The following is a 17,374-nucleotide window of genomic DNA, read 5'->3' on the forward strand; positions in this document are numbered from 1 at the left end:
GTCGCTCGACACTGGCGCGGCTCGTTGTGTGCACGATAGGCGCGGCAGGGGCATCACGCCATAAGTTTTGTGTCAAAACCCCAAGAGTTCTCTCTTTGCGTCGCCGAAGTCACAGCTATAAGGTTAACAAAATAAAAACGAGGCCCGTCGCAGTCGGGCCGTGGAGACGTAAAATGACACGCAGCGCGGCAGGCAGCGACAGCTACGACATGGTCATCTCGATCATCAACTACCGAACAGGCGATATGACGCTCGCCTGTGTGCAATCTGTGTTGGCGCAGATTGTGGATGTGAACGCCCATGTCGTCGTTGTGGACAATGCTTCGGGCGATGGTTCGGCGGATCAGATCGCGGCGTGGATCGATGCACAGCCCGAAACCACGCCTGTATCCTTGATCCGTTCCCGCGAGAATTCGGGATTTTCGGGCGGCCATAACCAAGCCTTTTCTGCGTATGAGGCGGAGTTGTATTTTGTCCTGAACTCGGACGCCCTGTTGCGCGAAAATTGCATTTTCGAACTCCTGAAACAGACCCGAATGCAGCCCGAAACAGGATTATTTGCGCCGCGGCTTGAGGGTGACGATGGCTGTGTCCAGACCAGTTGCTTCCGGATGCCGACACCAGTGAGCGAGCTTATCCGCGCGGCACAAACAGGTGTCGTGACCCGTGCGCTAAAGCGCCATGACCAACCGTTGGATATGCCGCCTGTTGCCGCCGATATCGGTTGGGCAAGCTTTGCCGCGATTGTCATTCGCCGCGAGGTGATTGCGGCGATCGGCCCGATGGACGAGGGGTTTTTCCTCTATTTCGAGGATACGGATTATTGCCTGTCCGCCGCCCGTGCAGGGTGGTTCATCGCCTATGTCGATGGGGCCCGTGTGGTCCATTTTCGCGGTGGAAGTGCGCCGGTCAAAAAACTGGGCGCTGCTGGCAAACGGCTTCCCGCCTATTATTACGCCTCGCGCACGCGGCTTTTCTATAAGGCCTATGGGCGCGGGGGTCTCATCGCCGCGAACCTGTTATGGCATCTCGGCCGTGGTATCGCGGCGGCACGAATTCTGGTTGGGGGGAGGTATCCGCGTGCGGTGGCACATGAGGCGCGTGATGTCTGGACCAATTTCCGCGCCCCCCTCGGGGATCGTATGGGAGGTCCGCGCGCATGAACGGACCAGACGTCATCATCATCGGCGCGATGAAAAGCGCCACAAGCACCTTGGCCGCGCAACTTGGCGCACAGAGCGGCGTGTTTTTGACCAACCCCAAAGAGCCGAATTATTTTTCGGATGATGACATCTATGCAAAGGGCGCGGCGTGGTACGGCGGGTTATTTGCGCAGGCACATGCGGACGATATTAGGGTTGAGGCCTCTACCCATTACACCAAACTGCCGACCTACCCCGCGACTGTTGCCCGGCTCAAGGCTACGGGGTTAACGCCGAAACTTATCTATATCACACGTGATCCTGTTGCGCGTCTCATCTCGCATTACATTCACGAATGGACGCAGGGCGTGATGACCTGTTCGCTTGAGGAGGCGCTAGAACGCCACCCCGAGTTGGTTGATTATAGTCTCTACGGAAAACAGATGACACCGTGGGTCGCGGCCTTTGGGGCTGATGCGATTTTGCGCCTGACGATGGAAGAGATGATGGAGGATCCCCATTCGGTGCTCGCCCGCGTGGGTGACTTTATCGGTCGCAAGGATTTGGCGTGGCGCGACGATTTGGGCCGTATGAATGTGTCGAGTGAACGGATCAAACGGTTCCCGATGCACGGTCTGTTGTTCGACAACCCCGTGGCGCAAACCCTGCGCCGGACATTGGTGCCAAAGGCGCTGCGTGACAGGTTGAAAGCCAAGCGCCAGATGCCCGTCCGCCCCGAGTTGAGCGCCTCCGCGCGGGCGGCATTGGAGACTGTTTTTGCGGCAGACGCAAAGGTTCTGAATGATCACTTTGCGCAGGATTCGGGTCTAAATCCGGCAAAGTCAAAGGACACAGCGTGAAGGGGTTGGCCGCAGTTGTCATCGGCCGCAACGAGGGCGCGCGGTTGATCCAGTGCCTTGATGCGTTGGTGTCCATCACGCCGGTGGTTTATGTCGATAGCGGGTCCACGGACGGGTCTGTCGAGGCGGCGCGGATGCGCGGAGCCGAGGTGGTCTGTTTGGATATGGCACAGCCTTTTACCGCGGCGCGGGCGCGAAATGCGGGGCTTGATCGTGTACGCGATATTTGTGACGCCGGATTTGTGCAATTTGTGGATGGTGATTGCGAGGTTGTGGACGGGTGGCTTGAGTGTGCGACCGCGTATATTCTGGCCAATCCCGAGGTGGCGGTTGTATGTGGCAGACGCCGTGAACGCGCCCCTGATGACAGCATGTATAATGCGCATTGTGATCGCGAATGGGACACGCCCGTGGGGGACGCGTTGGCCTGTGGCGGGGATGCATTGATGCGGGTGGTGGCGCTTGATCAGGTGGGGGGGTACGATCCTCGACTGATCGCGGGTGAGGAGCCGGAGTTGTGTGTGCGTCTTCGGGCCAAAGGGTGGCGTGTGTCACGCATCGATGCCGAAATGACATTGCACGATGCAAACATCACGACATTTTCGCAGTTTTGGAAACGGGCCCGCCGTGCGGGCTATGCCTATGCCGAGGGCGCCCATATGCACGGGGCATCGCCGGAACGCCATTTCGTAAAACAGACGATCCGCGCATTGATCTGGGGATACATTCTCCCGCTCACAATCCTTTTTTCGGCTGTATTAGGGTCTGTTTTTGCGCTCTGGTTTACGTTGCTCTATCCCGCACAAATTGTGCGTTTGGGGCTCAAAAACGGCGGCACGCGGCCTGCATTCGAGGCGGCGTGGCTTTTGACCGTTTCCAAATTCGCCGAGGCACGCGGCGTGTTGGAGTTCCATTTGCGCAAGGCGTTCAAGCGACCCGCAGGGATCATTGAATACAAATGATGTCCGCAACAGATCAGTAATAGGCGTAATTCGCCGAAGAGGTCGGGTCGGGGTAGTTGCATTTGTTGAGAACAACACCGAGGACGTTGGTCAGTTCGGACAATTGCTGTTCCACGACGTCGATTTGATCGATGGGGGTGCGCTCTGCCTCGACAATCAAAAGCGCAGCGTCGATGTTGGACAGGAACCCGCGCGTGTCGTCGGCGGCCAAAAGCGGCGGGGTGTCAAACAGCATCAATTCGGGGTCATAGGTGTCCTGAATCCCCGAGAGAAAGTCGCTCATGCTGTCGGATTGCAACAGCTCCGCCGAGTTTGCAACGTGTTGGGAATTGAGGCTGAAGGCAAGGTTGTCCCCGACGCGACGGCAATGCGCCTCGAACGGGACGCGCCCCTCGATGACATCATTGACCTGGGTCGTGGGGTGATGGTTGATCAGGTTTTGAAGCGACGGGCGCCGCAGATCGAAATCGAACACCATCGTTTTAAAATACGGCAGGCGTCCGAACGAGAAGGCAAGATTGGCAAGCGTTGTCGTTTTCCCGACCTGTGGTCCCGCCGAGACGATTGCGATGCGACGCCAGTTGTTCTTTTTGGCTTGGTCGCGGATGCGGGTGCGCAACATGTCATAGTGGCTCGAATGCGCGTTGCTTTTTTGTGTCATCACGCGTTTTGAGATCAGGGTTGAGGGGTCAATCGCCAACTCGGGAAAGGCATGCCAGTTTTGCTCGATGGTGGAGGTCGCCATAGGTGTCGCCTGTGGTCGGGCGGCATTTTCCTTGCGGTTGGCGCGGGCCTTTTCGATGGCGATCTGTAGGTTTTCCATACTGCGTTTCTCCTCAGAGCATCAGTCCGGCTTTTTCAAGCACTTTACGGACGATGGTGTCGACGGGCATGTAATAGGTGTGAACAGCCCAGACCAATGTCGGGATCGAGGTGCCGACGAAAAAGGACGCAAGGGCGACCTTGGCGCGGCGCCACCGCTGCTCCCCTTGGGTGCGGGTATAGGGAATGGTGGCCAGTGGTGTGATGCCAATGGAGTTGACCAGATCCTTGGAGCGTTTTGGTGCGGAACTTAGCAATTCGAGTAACGCAATGAGAGCGGCGCCGAAAATGAACCCCGCCCCGATGCCTGCTGCCGCGATCTTTTTGCGGTTGGGACGCGTAGGTTCGGTCGGAACCGATGGCTGTTCGATCACCGTCACACGTTGGCCGCGCGACAGGGTTTCGATGCGCTCACCCGTGGAGGCCTTGGCCAAGCGGTCGGCGGCCTTGTTGTATTGCTCTTGGGTGTTTTCGTAATCACGTTGCAACGTGTCGATCCGCACACCGTTTTCGGGCGTGCGTGCGATGGTTTCCGTCAGCTCGGAGATTTTAAGTTCGGCTGCTTCATTCTTTTGGGTCAGCGATGTGACTTTGGCGTCGATTTCTGCAAGCTGAAGGTCGAGCATCCGTTTGGCTGTGCTGATCTCGTCCTGGGCGGCCTCCACATCCTCTGGCGGGAGGATGGATGCCTGAAGCATGTCGATGCGGTTGCGCAAGGATGTGATGCGCGGGCTGTCGGCGGCGTAGACGGAGGACAGATCGGCAAACTGCGCTTTCAATTCACGCAAGCGGCGCTCTTCGGCGGTCTCATTGCGCACGGCGGCGGGCGTCTCGAACTCGCCCGATGCCGCGTATACCTGAATGAGGCGCTCTTTTTGATCCTTGAGGGCGGCAATCTCATCCTCGTTGCGCACGACGCGATCCTGAAGGCTAAGCTGCAACTCGCGGCGGTAATCAAGACTCTCGGGAAGCGCATCGGCGTGCGCGTTCTTGAATGCGAGCAAACGGCTGCTTTGGATGGCGAGTTCGTCGGCGAGGCGGTCAACCTCCTCGGCAAAGAAATCCTGTGTCTGCGTGGCGCGTTCCGAACGGTATTCGGCGTCTTCCTCAAGGATAAAGGTCAGATATTCGCTCAACACACCGGCGGCGATGTCGGGGTTTTGCGAGTTGAACACCAGCGTCATGATTGTCGCTTCGTCGCGCCCTGTCGAGCTGTTCACATTGGTATTGGCGCGCATGGCTTGCACCATCTGGTCGGGATTCATCTGGCCCTGACCTGCGAAAACGTCGAGCTTTTGCGCAACATTCAAAAGGTTCTCGCGGGTTAAAAGGCGGGCCTCAAAAAGCTGAAGCTGTTCCTGCTTGGGCAATTCTACGGTGGATTGCGCCAGTTGACCCGGGATCTGCGAGCTTTCGACGATGAGGCGCACACGCGATTCATAGATCGCGGGTAGGGTGATGGCCGTAAGAACGCCGACCATGGCAAAGACGGTAAACACCAACAAGAACCAAGGAAGCCTGCGCCAGACAAGGGCGGCGTAAAACTTGATCTCGTTATTCATGCGACGGCTCCCGCGGCAAGTTCACCGTAATGGAAGAGCCCGTCTTCGATCACATTGCGCACGGTGGCGTCCGTCACGGCGCGGGTGTCGCTGCTCCATGCATAGACCATTGCCAGATCGCACAACTGGTTGACGAGGCGCGGCACGCCGCCTGTCTTGGTAAAGACAAGATGCGCGGCCTCGGGTGAAAATTCATGGCCAGTTCCGCCAACGGCCATGAGCCGGTGTGCGATGTAGCGCCCTGTTGCGTCATGATCGAGCGGGCCGATGTGAAAGCTTGCCGCGATACGTTGGGCAAGTTGGCGCATTTGCGGGCTCGATACGATGTCACGCAATTCGGGTTGGCCCACAAGAATCAGTTGGATCAACTCGTCCTTGTTGGAGTTGACGTTGGTGAGCATACGGATCTCTTCGAGGCCCTCGACGGAGAGGTTTTGTGCCTCGTCGATCATCAGGACCACGCGGTTGCCCGCGGCGTATTGCTCCAAAAGAAAATCCTGAAAGCGCTGAAACAGCGACACGTAGTTGTCGCCAAACGGTGCGGCGTCGATGCCAAAGGAATTGAGGACCCATTGCAACAATTCACCCCGCCCGCCCTGGGCGTTGGAAATCAGGCCGATGACAAGGTTCGGCGTGCGTTTGTTCAACAGGGCCTGGATCAAGGTTGTTTTTCCGGAACCGACCTCGCCGCTCACCAGTGTAATTGGCGCACGCGACAACAGTCCGTATTCCAAGACGGAAAAGGCGCGTTTGTGCTGTGCCGACCAGTACAAAAGACTGGGGTCGGGCAAAAGCGTGAACGGGCGCTCTGACAGCTCGAAAAAGTCTGCGTATAGTCCTTCAGTCGACATCTCGATTTTCCGATGTTTTGTCGATGCCACTCTTGGAGGTGGCGATGCTCGATGTTTCTGATTTAGCCGATATTGAGAACAATTTCACTGAAAATTAAGACATTGTTGCGGCGCGACTGGGGAAAAGCGAAGATTACGTAGAGAAATTGTGGTTCTTGGGCCACGGTTGGCGGAGGTCGCCCACGTTTTGCCGTGCAAAAGGGCAATGTGATTCATCTCTCTCGGGGCATGTTTTAGGGTGCCGGAACCTGAATGATCGACGCGAAAGGAGCGTTCAGCGTGACGCGAATTGGACTTTTACTGGTTGTTTTGATGACTCTGACGGCATGCAAGTCGACGGAAGACAAATCCGACGCCTATTTCCAGTCAGCCGTAGCGCTTGTTGAAAGCGGTGAGGCGCGCGGTGCCATTCTGGAACTTAAGAACGCGATCAAGCTGAATGAAAACAATGTGGCGGCGCGAAAACTCTATGCGCAACTGTTGTTGGATGCGGGTGATGTGTCGCGGGCGTTCCGTGAATTCCGGTATGTGTCCGAGGCCCGTCCCGACGATCTGGATGCGGCGCGTGCGATGGCGGCAATTGCCTTTGACAGCAATGATCTTGACGGTGCGCAGGCCTATCTGGACAAGGCGAAAATGCTCGATGCTACGGATTTGGGGCTTCGCGAAATCGAAGTCGGGCTGAGATATCGCAGTGCTGCAAAATCCCGTGACACGCAGGCAATGGATCTGGCGGCCACTGATGCGATGGCGCTCATAGACGCTGATCCGGCCTATATCCGTGCGCGGCGTGTCGCCGTTGCGAGCCTGATCCGTACGGGTCAGACACAGGCCGCCCTGGCGTTGATCGACGACGGTCTTGCGCTTGCCCCCGAAGATCGCGGATTGCACAATACCAAACTGTTGGCCCTCAATGAGTTGGGGCATATGGAGGACACGCGGGCGCATATCCTGACCATGATTGCGCTCGATCCGCAGGACACCGCCACGCAACGTCTCCTGATGGATTGGTATCTGACACAGGGGCGGGTGGATGAGGCCGAGGCATGGCTGCTCGGGCGGATTGATCCGCAAAGCGCGGACCCGTCACCGCGTCTGATGTATCTGCGGTTCTTGTCGCAATTGCGTTCGAATGCCGTCATGCGTGACGCATTGCGTGCGATTTTAGAGCGCCCTGATCTGCCCCGAGATGTGGCCGGAAACTCGGATCTCTTTGCCGCCCTTTTGGCCGGCGCGGATTACACCGAGGGGGACACCGCGCGGGCTATGGCCGATTTGGCGGCGCTGATCGAGGGCGCCCCACCCGCCGCGCAAACCGACCGGATCAAGATGCAGTTGTCCACAATGCGCCGCGAAACGGGCGATGCGACAGGGGCGCGGGCTTTGGTCGAAGAGGTCCTTGCCCACGATCCGGGCCAGTTGCAGGCTCTCAAAGCGAAAGCGGCGTGGTTGATCGCTGAAGACGACATTGACGGTGCCATTCTGGTTTTGCGTTCGGCACTCGGTGATGCGCCCGAAGATCCGCAACTCTTTTCGCTTTTGGCCAGCGCCTATGAGCGCGATGGCAAGCGTCAACTCATGTCCGATATGCTTGCGCGGGCGATGGAGGCGTCGAACAATGCGCCCGACGAGTCGTTGCGCTATGCGGCGCTGTTGTTCCAAAAGGGCGAGCCGCGTCTGGCGGAACAAGCGATCGAACAGGCGCTCCGCCGCACCTCGCGCGATTTGCGGCTTCACAACAGTTTGGCGCAAATCCATCTGGAGATGCGCGACTGGCCGCGGGTTGCGCGTGACATTGATGTCATTGCGCAAACCTTTGCCTCGGATGAGGCGCAAAGCATTGTCTCCGACTTGAGCGCACGGCTTTTGGCCGAACAGGGCAAATCGGACGCGCTGACGGATTTTCTTCAGGAGCGTGCGGATGCGGTGGACAGTTCGCTTGGGGCAAAGATTGCAAACATCCGCAACTACCTTGTGAATGGCAATGTCGAGGCGGCGCGGACGCGGGTGGCGCAATTGCAGCAGGAGGCGCCTGATGATGCCAATGTGCGACTTATTGTGGCGATGGTCGAAATTGATGCCGGCAATCTCGCCGGGGCGCAAACGGCGTTGAAAATGCTCACTCAGGATGTGCCCGATTTTGTACCGGCATGGCGTGCCTATGCCCGGGTCGTGCAGGATCAGGAGGGTGGCGAGGCGGCGATTGATGTGATCGAGGCGGCTTTGGCCGCGAATCCGCAAAACCGTGATGTGCGTGTGGATTATGCGGGGCGACTTGAACAGGTGGGGCGTATGGATGATGCGATTGCGGTCTACGATGCGCTATATGCCCAAGGGTCGGATGATCTGGTGGTGGTCAACAACCTTGCGAGTTTGCTGACCTCCGAGCGCCGTGATGCGCAATCCATTGCGCGGGCCAATGCCATCGCGCGGCGCCTCAAAGGCACGAACGTTCCGGCGTTTCAGGATACATTCGGGTGGGCGGCGTTCCTTGCGGGTGACGTCGATGAGGCGCTCCCCGCGTTGGAAGCCGCGGCCAAAGCGTTACCCGACGTGCCTTCGGTGGCGTATCATTTGGGCGAGGTTTACGCAAAGTCGGGGCGCACCGGCGAGGCACGCGTCCAATTCGAGCGCGCCGACAACCTGTTGCGCAATGGACTCGGTGCGGGGCCGAGGTTGCGTGCGGACCTTGCCAAAGCACTGGAAACGCTAGCGCCGTAAAGGTCTGCGTGACATAACACTGAAATCCGGTGTGGTGGGGATCGTTCGAGACGACTGTTGTCGTCGATGAAACGCCGCACGCGGGAGGGCGCCCGAGCCCTGTTGAAGTGTGACTAGTCCGTGGTTAAACAAAGTAATCAACGGCCTCGAATGGCCAAGGACATAAGGGTACGTCATGCCTAAATTTTTCTCGGGTCTCTTGGCCGCATTGCTGATGCTCACCGCGACAGCGGGTTATGCCGCCGGATACCGTATCCAGTCGGGCGACACGCTTCAGGTCGAGGTGTTGGAAGACCCGCAACTCAACCGGACGGTTTTGGTGCTTCCTGACGGCTCCGTGAATTTCCCCTCTCTTGGTGTGGTGCAGGCGCGAGGCAAAACCGCGATCACCGTTCAGAATGAAATCTCCAAAGGGCTGAGCGCCATCTTTGCATCGGTGCCGACGGTCTATGTTTCTGTCGTGCATGTGCGTGACGTTTTGCCGTCCAGCGTGCGCCCCGACCCCGATAATATCTATGTGATGGGCGAGGTGAAACAGCCGGGCCTGATCAAGACCGAAGATGACATATCAATTCTGCAAGCCATCGCTCAGGCGGGCGGCTTCACACGGTTCGCGGCCACAAAGCGCGTCGAACTGCACCGTATCAATACACAGACACAATCCGAACAGGTTTACTATTTCGACTATAAGAACAAGCGCGGCATTTCGGGCGGGTTCAGGTTGCGTGGGGGAGACGTTATTACGGTTCCCGAGCGCAAACTTTTTGAGTGATCGGACGACCCAGACCATTCAGGAGTTCCAAGCCGTGAGCCGCAACAGCACATTGGCAAAAGGCGCGGTGCGTATCGCTCTTTTGTGTTTTTTCACAACCCGGGTCGCGTTGGCTCAAGATCAGGGTGACGGTGCGAATGATGTTCCTGCCGGTAGCCGGTTTGCCGTCGGAACGGGTTTGCGATGGGACTACAATCCGGAGCAAACCCCAGGTGGTGATGCCACGCGCACGGGCCTGACCTCTACGTTGGATTACAGTTACCGTTGGGATACGCAATCGACTGCGCTGTCGCTTGAGGCGGGTGTGGACTATGTGCTCGGCTCCGGTAGCGGCGGGTTAAGTGCGCCACAGATGGAGCTGTCGTTTTCCAACGAGACAGCGCGCACCCGCGTCACATCCGAGCTGCACTATGCCGAAGCGGACGTATCGTCGTCGACGTATGGTGAAGCCAGTGACGGATCGATCGATATTGCGTCCGGTTCAGGGTCTGTGGCGCAATCTGAGGTCAAACTGGGATTTGCGGCGGGCGTCGATATGCCGTTGAGTTATGACCTCTCGGCGCAATGGCGAAAGGCGGATTTTAGCGATAGCGTGTCCACCTCCCATTTCGACAACGAGACGGTGCGTGGCGATGTCCGTGTGACGGCACAGGTGTCACCGATGACGTCGCTGATTTTCGACGCGGCACACGAAGAGTTCGACAAGGATGACAGCATTCGCACCGGGCGAAACAGTGACCTTGCGCGGATTTCGGTGGCGCAGCGTCTTGACCGGATCACGGTTGCACGGGTCGGGTTTGGGCATCGCCGTATGGAGCGGTTTTCGGAGGTCGAAGATACGGAAAATAGCGGCGTGACGGCAACGTTTTCGCTGCGGCGCGAGCATCGTGGCGGTGAAAGCCTTTTGCGGTATACCCGCGACATCAATAGTGTCGGGGCGTGGCAAACGCTTTCGGTCGGTCGCGAAACGCAGCTGCGTGACGGTCAGTTCAATTGGTCCCTCGGGGTTATCGACACTGCGCAGGGCAAGACCGAAATGATCGGCGATCTGACCTACCGGCAAGAGTTAAGAAACGACTATCTCGCTTTTGGTGTGACGCGCCGTTACGGTGTGAATGATGCGAGCGAAGACGAAATGGCGAACCGTGCGAGTCTGGTGTTTGACCATGCTTTCGATGAGGTGTCGGGTGTGAATGCCCGTTTTTCCACGACGGTATTGTCGGCGATCAGTGGCGATGATGCACAGTATGATGCGCGTCTTGCGTATCGACGCGACCTTATGGCGGGGGTGTCGCTTGAGGCGGGGATGCGGTTTCAGGTGTTTGATGAGGCGGGCGAGGACCGGACCAAATCGGGGCGTGTGTTTTTGACCCTTAGCCGTGAATTTTTCACGCGCTGATTTGGCGGGTTGGCCCGTTAGGCGATTGAAATAAAAGGCGTGTAAATGATGGCCAATGTTGAGACACGGATAATCCGCCGCTTTGGTGGTCTAACGTCTGGCGTCCTTTGGCTCGTTCTTGCCCTGATCGGTGCGGCCCTTTTTTTCCAAGAGGGTGTGAGCGCACTTCTCGCTGCGTGGGCAACGCCGGAATATAGTCACGGTCCGATCATTCCGCTTCTGTCGGGTGTTTTGCTCTTGCGCGAACTCAAAGACGTTCCGGTGCAAACGGGTCGCGTCAATCGCACGCCCGGTGTCGCTCTTTTGATCCTGTCTGTGGCCTTCGCGACCGTTGGGAAACTGGCCCAGATTTCCGAAGTCGTGGCTTACGCGACCATCCTTTGGGTGGCGGCTTTGCTGCTCGTTTCCTTTGGGTGGGAACAGGGAAAACACTTTTGGCCCGCCGTTCTGCATTTGGTTTACATGCTGCCCCTGCCGGGTGTGTTTTACTACAAGCTCTCGACCTTTCTCCAAGGTGTGTCCTCGGAACTTGGCGTCTGGATGCTGCAGGTTTTGAACGTGCCGGTGTTCCTTGAGGGCAACATTATCGAACTTGATACCATCAAGTTGCATGTGGCGGAGGCCTGTTCCGGACTGCGTTACCTGTTCCCGATTTTGAGCTTTTCGTACGTCTTTGCCGTGCTGTACCGTGGCCCGCGGTGGCACCGTGCGGTGTTGTTGATTGCGGCCGCCCCCATCACGGTTCTGATGAACGCGGTGCGCATCGCGGTGGCGGGGCTGTTGGTCAAACACTGGGGTGCCGATCACCTTGAGGGGTTTTCCCACTTCTTTGAAGGGTGGGTGATCTTTATGGCCTGTGTGGCGCTGTTGATGGTGCTTGCTTGGGCGTTGTTGTGGCTGCGCCGTGACCGTGTGTCGTTCTTTGAGGCGTTTGACCTGACGACAGACGGGATGTGGGAGCAGGCCAGACGCGTGCGCCTTATCGAACCGTCCCGGGCGTTGATCCTCGCCGCTCTGGTGCCTCTTGTCGGGGCGATCCTGTGGCAGATGCGCCCTGACCCACAGGTCCAGATCGTTGATCGCGACCCCTTCGCGCTTTACCCGCGCGACATTGGTGGGTGGAGCGGTGTGGACATGGGGCGCTATGATATGGCGGTGGAAAAGACCCTTGCCGCTGATGACTATGTCCGGATCAATTATACCCGCGATGCCGTGTCGCCGAGCGTGGAGTTTTTCGCCGCGTTTTATGCCGACCAAACCAAGGGCGGCACGCATTCTCCCGAAATTTGCCTGCCGGGTGCGGGGTGGGAAATTGCGCGGATCGAACGGGTCGATCTGGCCCCGCAGGTCGGGCTCGGCCAACGTTACATGGTCAATCGCGCCGTCATCCAAAAAGGCGAAGCCCGGATGTTGGCCTACTATTGGTTCGAGCAACACGGACGCCATGTTGCGTGGGATTTCGAGGCAAAGATGATGCTGTTTTGGGATGGCCTGACGATGGGGCGGACCGATGGGGCATTGGTGCGGCTCATCACCCCGATCAAAGCCGGAGAAGCGGACGTTGAGGCCGAGGCGCGGTTGCGTGACATGTTTATGCAAACCGTCCGCGCCCTGCCGCGTTTCGTCCCTGTCGCCGAGGCCTTTGCGCCACCATTGGCGCAGTAAGTCTAGCCAAATTGGCCTGTGGCGGTCACGCGGTGCGCATGTACATCCAGAAAATCTTTGGCCCATCTACAAGATAGCGTTTCCACATCCGTGCGGGGTTGCTCAAAAGACGGTACGCCCACTCAAGACGCTTTTCCTGAACCCATTTGGGCGCACGTTTTTGTACGCCTGTGAGAAAGTCGATGCTCGCGCCAACGCACATGCCCATGCCGGAGGTGTTGCCGCGCCGTTTCAGGTCGTGCGCGAAAAGTTCCTGTTTTGGAAACGAGATGCAAATCAGCAGGACATCATAGTCCACGGCCTCGACACGGCGCAGGGTCTCCTTCCATGCGCGCGATCCGACCGACATCTGGGGCGCGGCGATGTGTATCAGGTTGGCGTTGGGATAGCGGCGCGCCAGTTCGGCAAAATCACCGCTCTTCGGGCCAAGAACTGCAATCCGCGGGCCATCAGGTTGCGCGGAGGAAATCAGATCGTGCACCATGTCGGACCCGGGGTACGGGTTCAATGTGATGCCTTTGAAGGATGCGAGTTTATCAAGGATACGACTGTCGCACACACGGTAGGTCGCCGCCTCGTAGGCTGCGCGAAGATCGGGACGCTGCCAGATTTGCACCATGTGATCGACGTTTGGCGTCACGATATAGGAAAATCCTGCGCCTTGCTTGGTGCGCAGGATGTCTTGCCAGTCCGCCTTGGGTGCAACGGCGAAATCCAAACCCATGAAGGACAATTCCGATACCTTTTGCGTTCCATCCTGACGGTAGCCGGAATGGTCAATGCGTTCGGCAGCAATGAATTCTCTATACTCAAGCATGGTCATGTCCGTTAATGGGAGCGGGAGAGTTTCCGCGCTTCTGTTGTGGCGTTAACCATGCTCGGGAAAAGGGGCGCAAATATGGTTAAAACGAGAAAGACCTGTGTTTTCATTGGCGCATCCGGCCGTATTGGCCGCTTGTTGCGCCACTCTTCTGCGCGGGGCGGGTTTGGCATTCCGGATATGTACTGGCAGATCCGAAACGCGGGTGGCGTTGAGGATAAGTCTTTTATATGGAATGATTTTTCGGACCCCGAGCCCCTTTGCACACTGGCCGGTCGGACCGGAGGGATCGACACGTTGTTCGTCTTTGCGGGGGTCTCGGCGAGCGGGTCAAAGACGAGTGATGCGGATATGGAGGTCGGCGTGACGCTCGTCGCCGATGCCCTTCGTGCCGCGCGACTCGCGGGGGTGCCGCGCTGCCTCGTGGCGTCATCTTCGGCGGTTTATGGTGAAAGCATCGGACGCCCGTTCGATGAGGCGGCCCCTTTGTCTCCGGTCAATGCCTATGGTCGGTCCAAAGTGGAGATGGAGCGCCGGCTTGCCGGTTTAGACGGGGTTACGTGCCTGAGGATCGGCAATGTTGCGGGCGCAGATGTATTGCTTCAAAACCTGTCATTGGACGAGGACGCGCCCCCGCGTCCGCTCGACATTTTTCCGGACGGGCAGGGGCCGCGCCGCAATTATATCGGTCCGAGAGATTTGGCCCGTGTGTTGGGCGGCCTTGCGCAATATGACGGCGCACTGCCCAAGGTTCTCAATGTGGGCGCCAGACGGCCTGTTGCGATGAATGCCTTGCTCGATGCGGCGGGGGCGGCCTATACGCCCCGCCAATGTGCGGCCTCGCCCCATCAGGATATCGTACTGGCTTGCGATTTGCTCGAAACTTACTGTGCGGGGGCGTCCGGAGTGGGGGATCCTGTTGACATCATTGCCCAATGGGCGGCATGCAGATCGTAATATGACACGATCCAAACGCCTCTTTGATATTTTGCTCGCCCTTGTGCTGATGGTGCTTCTGGCGCCTGTGGTGGTGATTGTTGCCGGCCTTATTTTGTGGCGTGACGGGGCGCCTGTGTTTCATGTGTCCGAGCGGATGAAGGACGTGAAAACCCCGTTTAACCTTGTAAAGTTCCGCACGATGCGCGTTGTGGCCGCAGATAGCGGTGTGTCGGGCGGGGATAAGGCGGCGCGGATTACGCCTGTGGGAGCCGTGTTGCGGCGTACCCGCCTTGATGAGGTGCCACAGCTTTGGAATATCCTTAAGGGCGATATGTCATTTGTCGGTCCGCGTCCGCCATTGCGTCAGTATGTCGAGCGGTTCCCCGATCTTTACGGCGCGGTTCTCAAAAGCCGTACGGGGGTCACGGGCCTCGCCACGCTCGTCTACCATGCTCACGAAGAACGTCTTTTGGCCGCGTGCCGGACGGCTGAGGAAACGGATCGCGTCTATGCCGAATGCTGTGTGCCGAGAAAGGCAAAGCTGGATTTGATGTATCAGAGCCGACAAAGCGTATGTTGGGATGCGCGCCTTTTGATCGAGACGGTCGTGGGGCGTTTTGCATCATCCAAGACACGAAACTAGTGGAATATTCCATTCTGTTTTGCCATTACGCGTCGAAATTCTGTCTTATGCCGCCCGGATATGCGAAAAGATAGAATGTAGTGTTTATTGAATGAGTCTTGGTGCCCCTATGCTTCTCAATGGATTAACAAACTTACCGCGTCAACAAATCCGCACTGTCCTTGTGGTTTCGGATGTTGTTGTGGCGGCTGTCGCAGCCTTTCTGGCTCTGGGGTTGGCACACTCTTTTGACGGGATCTTGACCGAAAAGGCACATGGTCAACTGGGTCTGGCCATCGTCCTTTTGACGCCGTTGATCAGCATTAAATTCCGCCTCCACAAAATCAAGCTGTCGCTCCTGAATGCGAAGGACGCGATGGTCATCGTGCAGGCGAGCCTGTTTTTGGCGGCAAGCTTTCTTGCGGCGCAGATGGTTCTGGGGCTTCCGAGGGTCATCGCATCGACTGCTGTTTTTGCATCGGTTTTGTTTACGGGTGTGTTGGGGAGCCGTGTATTCGCCATCGCGCTCTTGGGGCATTTACGCGACAAATTGCGTGCGCGTGAACCTGTGGCCATTTTTGGCGCAGGGGCGCAAGGCATCCATATTGCCACAGCCATTTTGCAGGCGGGCGAAGAGCGTCCTGTCATTTTCTTTGACGACAGCCCGCACTTGCATGGAATGGCGTTGGGGGGCATCGACGTCCTGTCACCCAAAACCATGTTGAAAGATCTGGAGCGGTTACAAATCCGCCGGTTGGTGATTGCGCTGCCCGAGACGGCACATGAACGCCAACAAGCCTTGGTCGCGCTATGTGACCGTGCGGATATCGATGTGCGCGTTGTGCCTACGTTTGTCGAAATGTTCGGGGAGCATGGGGCAAAAGGCGCAATAAAGGCGGTGCGCCCTATCGACATTCTTGGCCGCGAAAAGGTTGATCTTGATACGCCCGAGATCGCGCGGAGTTATGCGGGCCGTGTGGTCATGGTGACAGGGGCCGGCGGGTCCATCGGATCGGAGTTGTGCCGTCAGCTTTTGAATTGCGGGCCGTCAAAAATTGTCCTTTTTGAACGCAATGAGTTCAATCTTTACACCATCGAAAGGGACCTGAGCGAGAAAACGTCAACGTCCCGCGTTGATATCGTGTCGCGCCTCGGCTCGGTGGTCGACAAGGCGCGTGTGAGCAGCGTCATCGCCCAAGAGGGGGTCGATATCATCCTCCATGCCGCCGCCTACAAACATGTCCCCCTTGTCGAGGAAAACGAGTTGGAGGGCGCGCGCAACAATGTCATCGGAACACGGGTTCTAGCAAAGGCCGCCGTTGATGCGAAAATTGAACGGTTTATCTTTGTGTCCACAGACAAGGCCGTGCGGCCGACGTCCATTATGGGGGCGACAAAGCGGTTGGCGGAGTTGGTCGTTCAGGACATCCAGACGCGTGCGCCGGATACAAGGTTTTCGATGGTCCGGTTTGGCAATGTGCTTGGCTCATCGGGGTCTGTGTTGCCATTGTTCCAAAAGCAAATCGATATGGGCGGCCCCGTAACCGTGACCCATCCCGATGTGACCCGGTTTTTCATGACCGTGACGGAAGCCTCCCGGTTGGTTTTGCTTGCAGGGGCGTATTCCGATCGAGGTGAGGTCTTCGTGCTTGATATGGGCAAACCCCAGAATATTCTGGAAATTGCCAAACGGATGATCGAGTTGTCGGGCCTTTCGGTGAAGAAAATGCCTGACGGGGCGGGTGACATCGAAATTCAGGTCACCGGATTGAGGCCGGGAGAAAAACTGTACGAAGAGCTTTTGATTGATGACGCAAACATGCGGCCAACGCCGCACCCCAAAATTTTGCGCGCCGAAGAGGAGCAGCTTAGCCAAATCGAAGTGGCGGGCCTGTTGCGCGAAATCGAGGAGGCCCTGACCGCATCGAATGCGCGTATGCTGCGTGATGTCGTTGAGAAATGGGTGTCAGGCTACCACAGGCCATCTGCGGTCGTTGCCGAGGCGTAGCGGGCGGTTTTGCGGGGCTATTGGCCAATGTGATGCAAGGGGGACGTGGGGTCTGCGCCTTGGTCTTTCGTCACGCACATCGGTCACAGCGCAGGAGCGTGACACCGGTCAGGGATCACTCGGGGCGCGACGACGGACATTGAGGCGCGGAGGCGGACGAAGCGTCTATCGGAACGGAAAACGGCGGCCCTTTCGAGGCCGCCGTTTCGAATTCAAAATCGAAAGCTAC

At 57.7% G+C, this 17,374-nt stretch carries 14 protein-coding genes; 10 read left to right on the forward strand and 4 right to left on the reverse strand.

Translation table 11 applies throughout. The features are described from left to right. Positions 1–173 precede the first annotated feature (173 nt). Genes ACN0Q0_RS05175 through ACN0Q0_RS05185 form a run of 3 tightly spaced genes read left to right on the forward strand, consistent with a single transcriptional unit; the run spans position 174 to position 2,964 of the window. The gene (locus tag ACN0Q0_RS05175; RefSeq protein ID WP_417242305.1) at positions 174–1,163 is read left to right on the forward strand and encodes a glycosyltransferase; all 990 of its coding nucleotides are present in this window, start codon (positions 174–176) and stop codon (positions 1,161–1,163) included. Then, positions 1,160–2,002 carry a sulfotransferase family protein gene (locus ACN0Q0_RS05180; RefSeq protein WP_417242306.1) on the forward strand — a complete coding sequence of 281 codons (843 nt, stop codon included), beginning with the start codon at positions 1,160–1,162 and terminating at the stop codon, positions 2,000–2,002. Before ACN0Q0_RS05175 ends, ACN0Q0_RS05180 begins: the two co-directional genes overlap by 4 nt. Beyond that, positions 1,999–2,964: a glycosyltransferase gene (locus tag ACN0Q0_RS05185; RefSeq protein ID WP_417242307.1), complete on the forward strand. Its 966-nt coding sequence runs from the start codon at positions 1,999–2,001 to the stop codon at positions 2,962–2,964. Before ACN0Q0_RS05180 ends, ACN0Q0_RS05185 begins: the two co-directional genes overlap by 4 nt. Positions 2,965–2,977: 13 nt before the next feature. Here ACN0Q0_RS05185 and ACN0Q0_RS05190 read toward each other — a convergent pair whose 3' ends face one another. From ACN0Q0_RS05190 to ACN0Q0_RS05200, 3 genes are read right to left on the reverse strand one after another with little or no spacing between them, the layout of a single operon-like run. Continuing rightward, entirely contained in the window at positions 2,978–3,787 is an 810-nt protein-coding gene (locus tag ACN0Q0_RS05190) for a CpsD/CapB family tyrosine-protein kinase (protein WP_417242309.1), read from the reverse strand. 13 nt (positions 3,788–3,800) lie between these two features. After that, entirely contained in the window at positions 3,801–5,348 is a 1,548-nt protein-coding gene (locus ACN0Q0_RS05195; protein WP_417242310.1) for a GumC family protein, read from the reverse strand. Then, complete coding sequence (locus tag ACN0Q0_RS05200) at positions 5,345–6,199, reverse strand: ExeA family protein (protein ID WP_417242311.1); 855 nt, start codon at positions 6,197–6,199, stop codon at positions 5,345–5,347. Before ACN0Q0_RS05200 ends, ACN0Q0_RS05195 begins: the two co-directional genes overlap by 4 nt. A gap of 279 nt (positions 6,200–6,478) precedes the next feature. On the opposite strand from ACN0Q0_RS05200, the gene ACN0Q0_RS05205 reads away from it, so the two are divergent. The 4 genes from ACN0Q0_RS05205 to xrtD all read left to right on the forward strand — a co-directional run bounded on the left by ACN0Q0_RS05205 (position 6,479) and on the right by xrtD (position 12,756). Continuing rightward, a complete protein-coding gene (locus ACN0Q0_RS05205; RefSeq protein WP_417242312.1) occupies positions 6,479–8,920 on the forward strand; it encodes a tetratricopeptide repeat protein in 2,442 nt (813 codons plus the stop codon). A 175-nt stretch (positions 8,921–9,095) separates the two neighbouring features. After that, the gene (locus ACN0Q0_RS05210; RefSeq protein ID WP_417242313.1) at positions 9,096–9,692 is read left to right on the forward strand and encodes a polysaccharide biosynthesis/export family protein; all 597 of its coding nucleotides are present in this window, start codon (positions 9,096–9,098) and stop codon (positions 9,690–9,692) included. Beyond that, a complete protein-coding gene (locus tag ACN0Q0_RS05215) occupies positions 9,685–11,091 on the forward strand; it encodes a hypothetical protein (protein ID WP_417242314.1) in 1,407 nt (468 codons plus the stop codon). The genes ACN0Q0_RS05210 and ACN0Q0_RS05215 overlap by 8 nt, the downstream gene beginning before the upstream one ends. 45 nt (positions 11,092–11,136) lie before the next feature. Beyond that, a complete protein-coding gene (gene xrtD, locus ACN0Q0_RS05220; RefSeq protein WP_417242315.1) occupies positions 11,137–12,756 on the forward strand; it encodes a VPLPA-CTERM-specific exosortase XrtD in 1,620 nt (539 codons plus the stop codon). Positions 12,757–12,781: 25 nt separating this feature from the next. Here xrtD and ACN0Q0_RS05225 read toward each other — a convergent pair whose 3' ends face one another. After that, the gene (locus tag ACN0Q0_RS05225; RefSeq protein ID WP_417242316.1) at positions 12,782–13,573 is read right to left on the reverse strand and encodes a WecB/TagA/CpsF family glycosyltransferase; all 792 of its coding nucleotides are present in this window, start codon (positions 13,571–13,573) and stop codon (positions 12,782–12,784) included. A gap of 81 nt (positions 13,574–13,654) precedes the next feature. Between ACN0Q0_RS05225 and ACN0Q0_RS05230 the strand changes: the two genes are divergently transcribed. From ACN0Q0_RS05230 to ACN0Q0_RS05240, 3 genes are all read left to right on the forward strand, one after another. Beyond that, positions 13,655–14,533: an NAD-dependent epimerase/dehydratase family protein gene (locus tag ACN0Q0_RS05230; RefSeq protein ID WP_417242317.1), complete on the forward strand. Its 879-nt coding sequence runs from the start codon at positions 13,655–13,657 to the stop codon at positions 14,531–14,533. Position 14,534: 1 nt separating this feature from the next. Then, positions 14,535–15,158, forward strand: coding sequence for a sugar transferase (locus ACN0Q0_RS05235; RefSeq protein ID WP_417242318.1), 624 nt, complete (start codon positions 14,535–14,537; stop codon positions 15,156–15,158). A 181-nt stretch (positions 15,159–15,339) separates the two neighbouring features. Continuing rightward, positions 15,340–17,145 (forward strand): polysaccharide biosynthesis protein, encoded by a 1,806-nt coding sequence (locus tag ACN0Q0_RS05240; protein WP_417242319.1) that lies wholly within the window; start codon positions 15,340–15,342, stop codon positions 17,143–17,145. Positions 17,146–17,374: the final 229 nt, after the last annotated feature.

The sequence above is a fragment of the Celeribacter sp. genome (assembly GCF_048259695.1).
Taxonomy (GTDB): domain Bacteria; phylum Pseudomonadota; class Alphaproteobacteria; order Rhodobacterales; family Rhodobacteraceae; genus Celeribacter.

Excerpts from the sequence above, each read along its gene's own strand:
- ACN0Q0_RS05175 (WP_417242305.1), top strand. The coding sequence starts at position 174 with ATGACACGCAGCGCGGCAGGCAGCGACAGCTACGACATGGTCATCTCG.
- ACN0Q0_RS05180 (WP_417242306.1), top strand. The coding sequence starts at position 1,160 with ATGAACGGACCAGACGTCATCATCATCGGCGCGATGAAAAGCGCCACA.
- ACN0Q0_RS05190 (WP_417242309.1), bottom strand. The coding sequence starts at position 3,787 with ATGGAAAACCTACAGATCGCCATCGAAAAGGCCCGCGCCAACCGCAAG.
- ACN0Q0_RS05195 (WP_417242310.1), bottom strand. The coding sequence starts at position 5,348 with ATGAATAACGAGATCAAGTTTTACGCCGCCCTTGTCTGGCGCAGGCTT.
- ACN0Q0_RS05200 (WP_417242311.1), bottom strand. The coding sequence starts at position 6,199 with ATGTCGACTGAAGGACTATACGCAGACTTTTTCGAGCTGTCAGAGCGC.
- ACN0Q0_RS05210 (WP_417242313.1), top strand. The coding sequence starts at position 9,096 with ATGCCTAAATTTTTCTCGGGTCTCTTGGCCGCATTGCTGATGCTCACC.
- xrtD (WP_417242315.1), top strand. The coding sequence starts at position 11,137 with ATGATGGCCAATGTTGAGACACGGATAATCCGCCGCTTTGGTGGTCTA.
- ACN0Q0_RS05225 (WP_417242316.1), bottom strand. The coding sequence starts at position 13,573 with ATGCTTGAGTATAGAGAATTCATTGCTGCCGAACGCATTGACCATTCC.
- ACN0Q0_RS05230 (WP_417242317.1), top strand. The coding sequence starts at position 13,655 with ATGGTTAAAACGAGAAAGACCTGTGTTTTCATTGGCGCATCCGGCCGT.
- ACN0Q0_RS05235 (WP_417242318.1), top strand. The coding sequence starts at position 14,535 with ATGACACGATCCAAACGCCTCTTTGATATTTTGCTCGCCCTTGTGCTG.